Source organism: Pectinatus brassicae, from assembly GCF_014201835.1.
In the GTDB taxonomy this organism is placed as follows: domain Bacteria; phylum Bacillota; class Negativicutes; order Selenomonadales; family Selenomonadaceae; genus Pectinatus; species Pectinatus brassicae.
Genome location: NZ_JACHFH010000003.1, coordinates 58,741 through 72,239, shown reverse-complemented (window position 1 = coordinate 72,239; position 13,499 = coordinate 58,741). Strand labels below are relative to the sequence as shown.

Annotated in this window: 13 protein-coding genes; 7 read left to right on the top strand and 6 right to left on the bottom strand. The window is 37.4% G+C overall.

The window, feature by feature from the left end; translation table 11 throughout:
- Together HNR32_RS02030 and HNR32_RS02025 are read left to right on the top strand one after the other, a co-directional pair.
- Positions 1-882 (top strand): ABC transporter permease, encoded by an 882-nt coding sequence (locus HNR32_RS02030; protein WP_183859154.1) that lies wholly within the window; start codon positions 1-3, stop codon positions 880-882.
- Positions 882-1,676, top strand: coding sequence for an ABC transporter ATP-binding protein (locus HNR32_RS02025; RefSeq protein WP_183859151.1), 795 nt, complete (start codon positions 882-884; stop codon positions 1,674-1,676). Before HNR32_RS02030 ends, HNR32_RS02025 begins: the two co-directional genes overlap by 1 nt.
- Positions 1,677-1,695: 19 nt before the next feature.
- Here the strand turns inward: HNR32_RS02025 and HNR32_RS02020 are convergent, their stop codons facing one another.
- The 5 genes from HNR32_RS02020 to HNR32_RS02000 all read right to left on the bottom strand — a co-directional run bounded on the left by HNR32_RS02020 (position 1,696) and on the right by HNR32_RS02000 (position 8,382).
- Positions 1,696-2,871, bottom strand: a complete 1,176-nt coding sequence (locus HNR32_RS02020; RefSeq protein WP_183859149.1) for a DNA polymerase IV — start codon at positions 2,869-2,871, stop codon at positions 1,696-1,698.
- A gap of 40 nt (positions 2,872-2,911) precedes the next feature.
- The gene (locus HNR32_RS02015) at positions 2,912-5,224 is read right to left on the bottom strand and encodes a transglutaminase-like domain-containing protein (RefSeq protein WP_183859148.1); all 2,313 of its coding nucleotides are present in this window, start codon (positions 5,222-5,224) and stop codon (positions 2,912-2,914) included.
- Positions 5,221-6,330 (bottom strand): DUF58 domain-containing protein, encoded by a 1,110-nt coding sequence (locus HNR32_RS02010; protein ID WP_183859146.1) that lies wholly within the window; start codon positions 6,328-6,330, stop codon positions 5,221-5,223. Before HNR32_RS02010 ends, HNR32_RS02015 begins: the two co-directional genes overlap by 4 nt.
- Positions 6,330-7,268, bottom strand: coding sequence for an AAA family ATPase (locus tag HNR32_RS02005; protein ID WP_183859144.1), 939 nt, complete (start codon positions 7,266-7,268; stop codon positions 6,330-6,332). The genes HNR32_RS02010 and HNR32_RS02005 overlap by 1 nt, the downstream gene beginning before the upstream one ends.
- 103 nt (positions 7,269-7,371) lie before the next feature.
- Complete coding sequence (locus HNR32_RS02000) at positions 7,372-8,382, bottom strand: hypothetical protein (RefSeq protein WP_183859142.1); 1,011 nt, start codon at positions 8,380-8,382, stop codon at positions 7,372-7,374.
- Between the two features lie 245 nt (positions 8,383-8,627).
- On the opposite strand from HNR32_RS02000, the gene HNR32_RS01995 reads away from it, so the two are divergent.
- The 5 genes from HNR32_RS01995 (at position 8,628) to HNR32_RS01980 (ending at position 13,183) form a co-directional block, all read left to right on the top strand.
- Positions 8,628-10,349 carry a methyl-accepting chemotaxis protein gene (locus tag HNR32_RS01995; RefSeq protein WP_183859140.1) on the top strand — a complete coding sequence of 574 codons (1,722 nt, stop codon included), beginning with the start codon at positions 8,628-8,630 and terminating at the stop codon, positions 10,347-10,349.
- A gap of 173 nt (positions 10,350-10,522) precedes the next feature.
- Positions 10,523-10,648, top strand: coding sequence for a hypothetical protein (locus HNR32_RS14030; protein WP_260162428.1), 126 nt, complete (start codon positions 10,523-10,525; stop codon positions 10,646-10,648).
- A 5-nt stretch (positions 10,649-10,653) separates the two neighbouring features.
- The gene (locus HNR32_RS01990; protein ID WP_196611133.1) at positions 10,654-12,243 is read left to right on the top strand and encodes a methyl-accepting chemotaxis protein; all 1,590 of its coding nucleotides are present in this window, start codon (positions 10,654-10,656) and stop codon (positions 12,241-12,243) included.
- A 117-nt stretch (positions 12,244-12,360) separates the two neighbouring features.
- Entirely contained in the window at positions 12,361-12,654 is a 294-nt protein-coding gene (locus HNR32_RS01985) for a hypothetical protein (RefSeq protein ID WP_183859138.1), read from the top strand.
- 28 nt (positions 12,655-12,682) lie between these two features.
- A complete protein-coding gene (locus HNR32_RS01980; protein WP_183859136.1) occupies positions 12,683-13,183 on the top strand; it encodes a hypothetical protein in 501 nt (166 codons plus the stop codon).
- Positions 13,184-13,186: 3 nt separating this feature from the next.
- On the opposite strand, the gene HNR32_RS01975 is transcribed toward HNR32_RS01980, so the two are convergent.
- On the bottom strand, positions 13,187-13,483 hold the full coding sequence (locus HNR32_RS01975; RefSeq protein WP_183859134.1) for a hypothetical protein: 297 nt from the start codon (positions 13,481-13,483) through the stop codon (positions 13,187-13,189).
- Positions 13,484-13,499: the final 16 nt, after the last annotated feature.

The following is a 13,499-nucleotide window of genomic DNA, read 5'->3' as shown; positions in this document are numbered from 1 at the left end:
TTGGACTTAATTATCCCTACTATCTCACAAGGTCTGCTATGGTCGATAATGGCCATTGGTGTATATATAACCTTCCGCGTTTTAGATATAGCTGACTTAACCGTAGAAGGCAGTTTTCCGCTTGGTGCTGCCACGGCGTCAGCGTTATTGGTTGCTGGCTATACTCCTATTATGGCAATTTTTATTGCCTGCATTACCGGCATGCTCAGCGGTATTATAACCGGCTTATTGCATACAAAATTAAAGATACCGGCCTTATTGGCTGGTATCTTGACAATGATTGCCCTGTATTCCGTCAATCTGCGCATCATGGGCAAAGCTAACATCTCATTACTGCAAATTGATACCATCTTTTCCTTTTTCCCATTAAATGTTGATAAACAAATGATGATATTAATTATTGGCTTTATTGCCGTTATCATAATTGCTGTTATTAACTATTGGTTTTTCGGTACGGAAATTGGTGCTGCCATCCGCGCTACCGGCTATAATCCGCATATGATACGTGCTAACGGTGTTAATACCGATATGACTATCGTTTTAGGCTTATTGCTGAGTAATGGTCTTGTTGCCATATCAGGCGCTTTAGTTGCCCAAAGCAATGGTTTTGCCGATGTCGGTATGGGCGTTGGTACCATCGTTATCGGCTTAGCTTCAGTTATTATCGGTGAGGTTTTATTCGGTACAAAAAGCTTTAGGAATTCATTGATTTCTGTTATTCTTGGCTCGATAGTTTATCGCATAGTCATTGCTGTCGTTCTGCAATTAGGCATGCCGCCGAATGATTTGAAACTATTCACTGCCGTATTAGTTGCTTTAGCTCTTTCCATGCCGTTATTTCAGGCAAAGCTCAATGCAAAAAAGAGAAAGGCGGCCAACTAATGCTTACAGTTAACAATATCTCTAAAACATTTAATCCCGGCACTATTACCGAAAAAATTGCTTTAACCAATGTCTCCCTGGAATTAAAAGCTGGTGATTTTGTTACGGTTATCGGTGGTAACGGTGCTGGTAAATCAACATTAATGAATTCCATAGCTGGCACTTTTCCAGTAGACAACGGGCAAATAAGTATTGATAATAATGATATTACCAAATGGTCCGAGCATAAACGTGCCAAATATATCGGTCGTGTTTTTCAGGATCCCATGATGGGGACTGCTGCCGGCATGATGATCGAAGAAAATTTAGCAATTGCTTCACGCCGCGGCAAAACACTTTCTTTACGCTGGAGTGCTCCCAAAAGTGAGCGCAATAAATTTCGTGAACTACTGCAGTCGCTTAATCTCGGTCTGGAAGACCGTTTGGAGAGCAAGGTGGGACTATTGTCAGGCGGACAGCGTCAGGCTCTGACCTTATTAATGGCAACAATGGCCCAGCCAAAATTATTGCTGCTCGATGAACACACTGCCGCGCTTGATCCCAAAACAGCGCAACAGGTACTAAATATAACTAATGACATCGTTAATAAACGACAGCTAACGACCTTAATGATCACGCATAACATGCGTGATGCCCTGCGCTGCGGCAACCGTCTTATCATGATGTTCAATGGACAAATTATCGTTGATGTCAGCGGTGATGATAAAAAAAATCTTACCGTCAATGACTTATTATCAATGTTTGAAAAAGCTTCGGGCAGTGAAATGGCCAATGACCGTATGCTGCTTGGCTGATACCAAAAGACGATTACTATCAACTGTAATCGTCTTTTTTTTGCCTATTAATAAGCTTAGCCTTAGTTATAATATTTTCACCAAATTTATTTTTGAGGCTGTCAATCGCTTTATACAATTTTTCCTGCTTAATTTTACTCACATCATTAAATAATGACATTTCTGCCGGTTCAGTAAAATTACTGCCTGTCAAACCTAATAATCTTATTTTATTCAATACAGGCAGCTGTTTAAACAATGTCTGTGCAGTCTTATATAATACACTATCAAAATCGGTACTCTCCGGCAAAGTGATACTTCTCGTATATGTCGTAAAATCATCTGTGCGTGCTTTTATACTTATAGTTCTGGCCTTTATTTGCTTTTGCCGCAAACGCCAACCGACTTTTTCCGCCAAATGAAGAAATTTTTCCATTACAATTTCTTCGCCGCTAATATCCTCGGCATATGTTTCTTCATTGCCAATAGACTTAGCAATATGGCTGCTTTCAACTTCCCGTTCATCTATGCCTTGAGCCAGCTGCCATAAATGAACAGCCGTTTTTTCACCCAAGGCATTCTTTAAACTATTAATATTGCCCTGCAGAATATCCTTGACCTGCCTGTATCCCATATTATGGAGTTTTAACGCTGTTTTTTGACCGACGCCCCATAATTTGCCCAATGGTAATTGGGCAATAGACGATTGTTCCTGCCCGTGCCTTATTATTACCAGTCCATCTGGTTTTTTTAAGTCAGAGGCAATTTTAGCCAAAAATTTATTAGGAGCAACACCGATTGACGCATGAATGCCAGTTTGCAACAATATCCGCTCTTTTAATTGTCGGGCACAGCTATTAATGCTTTTATAGATTTTATCCATACCACTTATATCAAGAAAAGCCTCGTCAATTGACAATGGCTCTACTTTAGGCGAAAACTCAGCAAAAATAGTAAATATCTCAGCTGATACCTGTTTATAACGCTCATGACGCACTGGCAGGAATATGCCCTGCGGGCAAAGCCGTTTGGCCTGAATCCCCGGCATTGCCGAATGAACACCATATTTTCTGGCTTCATAAGATGCTGTACAGACAACACCACGTGCTTTATCGCCGCCTACAATAACAGGCTTCCCCCTAAGTTCCGGATTATCAACCTGCTCTACCGATGCAAAAAAAGCATCCATATCCACATGCATTATATAACGTTTCATAAAATACTCCTGTCATTATCGCCACCATGAAAAAAACAAGTCATAGTCTATAAATATATAGAAATATTATTTTTTGGAAAATATTTAAATCAGCATAGATTATCTGCCGCATTTTCCCTACTGTAAGCAAGGCTTCTTCTAATTGCTGCCGACTAATAATTCCATTGCCAAAGCGCGCCTGAAGTACTATATTTATAAACTCCGGCAATGCGATATTATGCCAGCGTTTTTCCTTGTCCTGCAAATAATACATATACTCGGTATAATCCATCTGCCGCAATGGTCTTATCCCTAAATAATCGGTTAAACGGTTCACATATTGATAAATATCTAATATCTGTTTATTACTGTTATCACTAACAATAATAAGCAGTTTTTTTATTTTGCTTTGGCAATATTTTCGCCAGGCGATAGAACCAATAAACAAAATTATCATCAACAACAGTATTTTCCCATGATATTGCTGCGACTGCCTAGCATCTATAGCTATATTCTCTTTAGCTGGTGCTGCCATTTGTTTTGCTGGCTGCTGTGTTTTTCCGGCTGCTTGTTGAACCTTTGCTTTTGTCGGCCTGGCTGTAGCATTTTCCGACGGTGTAAATTCTACCGGACGCCAGCCCCAGCCATCTTCATAGATTTCTACCCAGGCATGTGCCTGTTTATCGCTAAGAATTATGCTTTTAAGCGGATTAGAATAATTGTCCATACCAATTTTCTGTCCGTCCTTAATAAGCTGTACAGGAACTGCATAGCCAACAACATAGCGGGCTGGTATCCCCGCCTGCCGCAAAATCAAAACTGCTGCTGAAGCAAAATAAGTACAATAGCCCTTGTGCGATTCATTTAAGAAATACTGCACAAAATCATGCTTGGCTGGAACTTTGCCTGGACTCAACGTATATTGATAATTTTTTTGAAAATATGCCTGTAATCGTTCAATAAGCTGTTCTTTTTGCTGTTCATCATAAACTTTTTCCACAGGAAACACCTGCAAAAACTCATCCAAAACGCCTGCCGGCACCTGTCGATAATATTTATATACAAAATCACGATACTGTTTTTCCGCCTGATAATAATAATTTATATATTTATTCTGTGCATGATAAGCATCAATAAATTTCGCTACAGCTCCATAATCAGCTGGCGGCAAATATATTTTTGTCTGATAAAGCTTCTGTCCATTGGTATCATATATTCTATCATAGCGAAAAATCTCACTTGATATATCCGCATCATAAGGGAAAAAATACTGCTCTTTATTGGTAAATATATGCCTGATAGTAAATTTATAATCCCGCTGCAGCCCGGCATTTTCTGCTGCGGCATATTGATTAAGAAGTGCCTGACCTTTAGCATCTCCCTTTAATGCCGCAAAAATAATAGCACTTTGATCATACCATGCACCAGCTGAATAATTATCGAAAACAGCCTGATTATTTATATAGATATTATCAGGTAAATGCTGCCATGAGTTATTAACATAAACAGCACCGGAATAATTACGCAGGTATAAATCCGCGCTGCCCGGCACAGAGGTTTCTATCTGCATAATTTTTTGCCCTGTCTGTGATAAAGTATCAATATCGCCGAGTTTGCCTCGGCCGTTGAGACCATGCAGAATATCATCAAAGCTTGTTGCCCGCCCTGTCGGTGATAGATAATCATTTAAATAGGAATTAGCTGCTGCCGCTATATTTTTTATTATAGCTGGCTGCCTGTATTCACGTGGCGGAAATACATACTGCAGCAGACAGCCTGTTCCCAAAACGATTAATAAAGCTGTTATTGACACTGGCAAGCTCTGCTGTCCACTCCAACTCAATAGGCTAAACCAAAAAATCACTAATAGCGTAAGAGGAATAAGCCCTGGCATCACATTTAAATACAGCCCCCAAAAACACAAAGGCAATGTTGATAAAATAATAACGGCACTGCCCTTTATATCTATCATCAATAAATTTAAACACACGGCTGTCAAACTTATCAATGCATACATTGCTGGCTGATATAATATATTTTTGTCAGCTGCCGCTATTATAAATGGCTGCCAATCCAAATGATATGGCTGCTTGATAATTTCAATAAAACTATTAACTAAATATACTGCGCTTACATATATTTCATGATTATGTACCCAAAACATATATGCCAGCAATAATAATCCCAATCCATAAAAAACTATAATATAAGCTTGTTTTTTTTGGCAATTGACTATAAATAAAATTGCACTAATCGCTGCGGCAAAGATATATTCATCATTATGCACTGATAAAGTACTGTAAGCATACAAACAATGCAATATCGCCATTACCCCTAAATAAAGGACCAAAATACGGCTAATATTCCTGCTCATAAACCTTCCACCTCAGTTAAGCTAAGCACCAGCTCATTTTTATCGATATAAATTATTTTATTATCAATATATTCTATATCATTATCATGCATCATTATTATCTGCGGAGATGGATACAGTTTATCAAGCGATTTTGTTCTTATATTATCAGTTGTTGTTATATAAATTATCTGCTGACAATCAACTGGCATATCACTGCTTATTTTAGACCAATGTTCTATATAATCTGCTGTTTCTCCGGCATTTTTCATAAACGCCGTTATTTCATAATTTAATCCATCTCTATTTTCAATCTGTCGACAATATACTTCATTATCCTGCCCTAAATAATACCAATTAAAAACATTATATTTTTGCAGAAAAAACTGGGCAAATTCATAAAAAAATTCATACATAGCATTATTAAATTTTTCCGTCAAAGGATTATCAAATATTACCAGCTTATTGCCCACTGCAATCTGGGCAGTATATTGCCTTATATAAATATCATCCTGCCTAGCGCTGGCTGGCCAATGAATATGGCGAATATCATCACCCAATTGATATTGTTTTATTTCAGTGAATTCTTTTTCTTTATCCTGCAAAACATTGTATAATTGCGTATTCCTATAGTAATCTGTCTCTGTAATTTGTTTAGGCATTGTTAATATTACCTGTTCAACAGCATATTTTTTGCTGTAAGAAAACAACCCAAATATATCATAATATTTTATTGTTTTTATATTTATTATTGTTTTACCGCATAAGGTACTATTATATTCATAAACGACCTGCCCCCGTCGATTGAACGATATGTCCATCTGACTGACTTTCTGCTGCCAGCGATTAAGTTCTGCTATCGTCAGCGTCATCTTTATCAGTGCTAATATCCAGTTATTTTTGATATTAACAATCAGTGCATTTTGACTACCACATAATATCACTGCTGCTTTAGGCATGATATTAATTTTTATCAGCCTTACTGCTGCTATAAACAGCAGACCAGACAGAACTGGTGCTGCTATTAACAATGCCAATAAATAAAATGCCGTATATTGTGAATATAATATAAAAATTGCCCCAGCAAAAAACAAACATAGACTATAAATAAACCAGTGTATCAGCATTATCTGCTCCCCGTTATCTGCGGCAGGGGAATTTTTCTGATAATATCCTCCAGTATGCTATCCGCTGTTTGCTGCTGCAAACGAGCCTGTCCCGTAATATGCAGACGATGCGCAAAAACCGGTTTTATCACTGCTAGTACATCACCAGGCTGAACATAAGTCCTAGCCAAAAGCATTGCCCTGGCTTTTGCCATTTTGGCCAAAGCAATAGTCCCGCGCGGACTAATCCCCAGCATAACGGCTGAAGTTTCACGTGTAGCCTTTACCAATTGGGCTATATAATTCAATATATCATCATGAATAAATATAGCATCGGTCCGTTTTTGCAGGGTTATCACATCTTCTTTTGTCAGTATGCTGTGCAGCTGTTCTAACGAAATTGAACTTATCCCCTTTAAAATGGCTATTTCTTCTTCGACACTCGGATAACCAATCATCAGGCGAATCAAGAACCTGTCAATCTGTGATTCCGGCAATTGCTGCGTTCCTATAAACCCATTAGGATTTTGTGTAGCAATTACAATAAAGGGCCGCGGTATTTCACGCACTATATTATCAATGGTAATCGTGCCTTCCTCCATGACCTGAAGTAATGCCGACTGTGTGCGTGGTGACGTCCTATTTATTTCATCAGCCAATAGTAAATTACTCATAACGGCACCCTCAATATAACGAAACCCCTGTTTTTGTTTATCATATATAGAAAAACCTGTTATATCTGACGGCATTGTATCCGGTGTAAACTGAATTCTTTTCGGTGTCAGTCCCAACACCTTGGCAAAAGCCATAGCTATCGTGGTTTTTCCTACGCCTGGGATATCGTCAATCAAAATATGACCATCGGCTAAAATAGCCATCAATATATATTCTAAAACATCACGCTTGCCTATTATAACTTGTTCTATTTCATTTAATACAGCTTCTATTTCCTGGTTCATATTTATTGTCCACCCCTGCATATAGATATGCTTTATTATTTTTCTGGTTGATATTTTATAAAATAAAAGCAATCACTCAGCGTGACTGCCTTTATTACCATGGTTACTTATTTAAAATACTATTTTTGTTAACCGGTTCTTTCACCGTAACCGCTGTTTGACGAACATGCTGCGGTATCGCCAGTTCCATTACATCATTGATCGGTTTTATTGTTAATGATATATGTCCCTGCAATGAACTTGTCAATACCGATATATCAGCCCCTGTCGCATCACCGGCTATATTATTTTTGGCATTTTTATCAACTGTATCTGTTTTCGCTAAAAAATCTGTAATTAACTGTGTCAGTACTTTTAGCTGTGGCGTTATATTAAAATCAGCACTTATTATTGATTTTGTTGTTTTATCTATTGTTAGATGCGCTTCAATATCGCCGCTGTTTTGCAGTTCCGGCTGAATTACCGTCATCATATTCCAGACAAAATCTTTTTCTTCATTCGGTATATTCTGCAGCATAGCTTTGGCGTCAACCATATTCGCATAAGAAAATATTTTTTTACTGGAAAAAACTACTTTTAACTGCTCGATATTTTCATCTTCGCTTATTACTGATATTTCCTTAGCTGCTTCCATTATTTTCTTTGTCTTTGTATACTGTTTCTCGTCGGGCGCTGCCACATCATCCAGATAAGCCGTTACATCTTCAGGAATCTTGGTTCTGTTCATAATCCATTTATTATACTTACCATCTTTATCTATAGTAGAGCTATAAGTCTCTATTGCATTATTATTTATTTCACTATACTGCATCATTGAAAAAAGCGGCTGCTCTGCTTTTCCCAATAGGCTCATACTAGCCTTTATGTCACTTTTCATTAAAAGCGGGCTGCTTTGGCATTTCATTATATTTCTTATATAAATACTGCCCAATACATTGCTCACCTGCAGTTTCATATCATACTGAGCACTGATTTTATCCATACTGGATAATGCCTGTTCATATGTTTTACGTGCTGCTTCCTGTTCCGCTATATTCTGTGCAGCAGCGGCTGCAGTCATTACATTTATAAAAATTACCAGCAGCAATATAATTTTTTTTATTTGCCTATTCATCTATGTACCCCCAAATTATTTATGATACCTTATTGTTTATTATAACTAATATTAGTCCTATCAACAACAATAATAAATGAAACATTATATTTCTTTTATTATTTATTTTTCATCGCCATTGTTTGACAAATATATTTTTTCTGTAAATTATAAAGGGTTTTTTTTTTATTTGACGAAATCACATGAATAAGACTTATTGAACTATTAACGGAATAATATATAGTACCAAGAAGGGAGTTGTTTTTTTGGATATTTTTAGTAATTTAAAAGTAACGCATCGCCTAGTCTTACTTACGGTTATATTATTACTTAGTGTTATTTGTGTCAGCCTCACTGGCTTTTATTTTATCAATAAAGCCAAAAATTCCATGGATACTCTATATTCTGAAAAACTTACCGCCGTTAAACTTACCTATGAAAATCGCACACATGGCCGCAAAATTGAAGCAGATGTTGCCGAACTTATGCTTACCAATAATCCCAGTGAAAATGACCGCCTGGCCAAGGATATTGAATCCCGCAGCAGTGCTATCACTGAAAATCTAAAAAAATTCGAACAAATACCGATGGATAGTGAAGAAAAAACTAATCTCAGCAAAGTATATGATGCTTTAGAAAAATACCGCAGTACCCGCATAAAAATATTCGACTTGGCAATGGCTAATAAAAATGATGAAGCCAATGTCTTATTTGATGCTCAGGGTAAACAACTTTCCGAGAATTTTTCTGTCGCTATACGAGCTTTAGCCGATTCTTCTGTTGCCTCTGCTCAGAAAATGAACGAGCAGAACAAAGCTGATTTTTCCTTTGCCATTACTATATTTGCCGCCATAACGATATTGAGTATTATTATTGGCACTTTATTGGGCTGGGCTATTATTAAACAAATAAAAACACGTCTGCATGATTTTTCTGAATATATTAATGTATTGGCACAGGGCAATTTTTCTGTTGCTGTTTCAGAAAAAAGCCTGCACGATAACAGTGAATTTGGCATTGTATCTATCAGCATTGAAAAAATGCGTGACAGCATAAAAAAACTCATCAGCCATTCCGCCTCACTGTCTGACCAGCTGGCTGCGTCCTCAGAAGAACTGACTGCCAATGCCACCCAATCTGCCCAAACTGCTAACCAAACTGCTATTTCTATCACTGAAGTCGCCAGCAGTGCCAATTTACAATCGCAGTTAGCTGCTAATGCTGACAGTATGACTAAACAAATTTCTGATGCTGTCGATCAAGTCGCCATGGATATGCAGACTGTTTCCACTGCGGCTGAAAATACTGCCTCCACTGCCAACGATGGTGAAGATGCCCTTAATCAGGCTATTAAACAAATGAAAACAATTGAAGATAAAACCAATACTACTGGTGATGTTATTGGTGAACTCGAAGAAAATTCCAAACAAATTGGTCAAATTGTTGATGTTATTTCCAATATTGCCGGACAAACTAATCTATTAGCCTTAAATGCCGCTATTGAAGCTGCCCGTGCTGGGGAAGCTGGCAAAGGCTTTGCCGTTGTTGCCGAAGAAGTCCGCAAATTAGCCGAGCAATCCCAAGATGCCGCTAAAAAAATCACCGAACTTATCGGTCAGGTTCAGGCTAAAACATCTAATGTCGTATCCTTTATGGATGACAGCAAGCAGGAAGTACAAACAGGTGCTACGGTAATTGCCAATGCTGGTGAAAGCTTCGAAAAAATTCTTCATATGGTCCGCGATATAACCGCTAAAATCCATAATATATCCTCTGCCATAAAAAAAGTTACCGACCATACCGAAAATGTTGTAACTGCCATGAAAAATATTGATATAGAAAGCAGAAAATCATCGGAAGAAACCCAGACCATTTCCGCTGCTACAGAAGAACAATCCGCTTCAGTCGAAGAAATTGCTTCAGCCAGCCGGCATTTAGCCGAGATGGCTGAAGAGTTGCAGCATGCGATAAAGGAATTTAGCATTTAAACTCCCCATTCAGCTAAACCAATCACCCCATAAAACAATATCAGCCAATTTACCGCAAAGAAAATACTATTATTTCATGCCATATACAATTAGCTGTTTATTTGTAATATTTTTCCTTGTACTATTTCTATCTATATACGATATTAATCAGTAATAAAAAAGGAGTGATTTTTTTGGATTGGCTTAATAATCTCAAAGTATCGCATAAATTAACCCTGCTTATTGCTATTTCCATAATAGCACTGGTTTTATCCGGCAGCATTGGTTATTACGGGCCAACAAAAATAATAATGCCTTAAAAAAAATGTACAATGAAAAGCTCATTGCCGTACAGCTGCTTAATGAGAATCGGGCCTATGCCCGCCATATTCAATCAGTTATGTTTGAATTTATGCTTACTGATGATCCCGAATTAAATAAAACTTTATCCGCTGATATTCAAGATAAAAAACAGCGGTTTGATGAAAATCTCACTAAATATCGTCAATTGCCTTTAAGCACACAAGAGAAAAGCAAGTTGCAGCAGCTTGATAACGCTATCGAAAAATATCGCGCTGTACAAAAGGATATTTTCGCTTTAGCTGCCGAAAACAAGAATACCGAGGCCTATAATTTATTTAATACGCAGGGAAAAATTTTATCCAAAGAATTCACTAATGGTCTAACTGAACTCTCCCAAGCCAGTAATGAAGCTGCTAATAAAATGAGTGAAGACAGCCAAAAGGAATTCACATTTTTAGTCACGGTATTTGTAATAATTATCCTCTTTTTTTCCATTTTCAGCTTATTACTGGGAATAATTATGATAAAACAGATTAGCGGCCGCATTCAGGACTTTATTACCTTTATAGCCTTTCTATCTGATGGCGATTTTTCCCATCAGGTTCCTGAAAAAAGCCTGCAGGATAGAAGCGAATTCGGCAGTCTGTCGCGCGCTATTGACAAGATGAATAAAAACACCAAAGACCTCATTTCCCATATTTCCCAAACTTCTGACCATTTAGCTTCAGCCTCAGAAGAACTTACTGCTAGTGCGGAACAATCCTCACAAGCAGCCACGCAAGTTGCCAATTCCATTACAGAGGTTGCCAATGGTGCTGAGAAACAGTTGGAATTAACTAATAATGCTGACATCCTTGTCAATCAAATTTCTGATGCTATAAAACAGGTAGCCACCAATACTCAAACTGTATCGGCCTTTGCCGATAAAACAGCTATCGCTGCTAACGATGGTGATACCTCGTTAAAACAGGCTGTTACTCAGATACAAACCATTGAAAATACCACTAATCATACTGCCACTGTTATTAGTGAGCTGGCTGAAACCTCTCAGGAAATCAGTCAAATCGTCGATGCCATATCAAATATTGCCGGACAAACTAATTTACTGGCCTTAAATGCCGCTATCGAAGCCGCAAGAGCTGGTGAAGCTGGCAAGGGTTTTGCCGTAGTTGCCGAGGAAGTACGCAAATTGGCTGAACAATCACAGGAATCAGCTAAACAAATAATCGAGCTTATAACAAAAATCCAAAACCGTACAAGCAATGCTGTAGAATACATGAACAACAGTAAACAGGAAGTAACCGCTGGTGCCGCGATTATTTCTCATGCTGGTGAAAACTTCAACCAAATCCTTACGATGATAACAAAGATGACTGACCAAATACGAGAAACCTCATCTTCTGTTCAGGAAATTACCAGCCATACAGAAAACATTGTCAATGCCGTACGCCATATTGACGATGAAAGCAAACACACCTCAGAAGAAACGCAGACCATTTCAGCTGCCACGGAAGAGCAATCAGCTTCTATGGGTGAAATAGCTTCCGCCAGCCGTCATCTGGCAGAAATGGCTGAAGGATTGCAAAATATGATAAATAAGTTCAGAACTTAATAGTTTAAACAGATAAAAATGATTAATCAATCATTTTTATCTGTTTATTTATAGACTGCAAATAACTAAATATGCTATGCTAAATTTATCTAATTTGTTATTTGTGAGGTCATTATTATGAAATTAAAACTTTATGGTTACTATCAACTGCCGCATATAGCACAACCGATATCATTCGTTTTTGACGATGTTTTCGATACTACCTTTATGAAAAAATACAGCCGCTATAAGTCCTTTGACAGTTTTTTAACCAATGGCAAATTTTCTATTTCCTGTCAGCAGGATTTCGAAGATTTATCAGAAACATTAATGGATAAACATGTTGCTAAAAATACTAAATTTAAAACCTGGCAGGAAATGATTGATTTTGCCACTGACCGTTATATAAAAAAGAATATCAAAAAAATATAACTTCTTATCATGTTCAGGAGGATTTTATATGGCTACTGCTGCTTTACATTCTATCTCTCATGTTACCCTTCATAATGGTAAAACTGAGCATTATGACGAAAATGCTATTAGTACCGACATGTACCAGCATATCTTAGATCTATTCCCACTTACTATTGATAAAAACGGGATTGATATTGAATTTGATACTAATACTTATCATATTGAAACACAATATGATAACAGCGGGGGCATCACTAAGATATATGTAAAATTAAAAAATCCGACCTGGGCTAAGGCGCATTTACTAACCTGTGGTTACAGCAATAATGATTATTATATTTTCAATCAGATTATTAAAGAAAAAATTGGTGAACGGCATATTATTATAACACCGCAGCTTCCCTATCTTATCAGCCGAATTGAACCAGGTATTATAATGGATCAGCCAGCTTTACAATGGCTTACCCCTTTTGCCCGCGCTATTGCTTTAGTTGCTCTGGATACAAATAATTATCTGCAATTTATAAAAAAGAAACAGCAGTCATAAAATTTATGACTGCTGTTTCTTTTCTATATATGTCCCGATTTTATAAGTGCTCACCTGTCCGCATTCGCCATTATGACATGTACATTTCAATACACTGTACGGCCCAATGTTTATATCACGGCTAATGGATACATCTCCCTCATCATAAGGTGTTCCGCAAATAGGACATTGTCCGATAAATTCATTAACAGCCGGTGTAAAATACTTATAATAATTAGTATGCTTACAGCTGGCACATGGATAACTATACTTAGAATTAGCATTATACTTACATTTATCACAAATAAGATATTCGCCCATACATTTACCTCTTAGT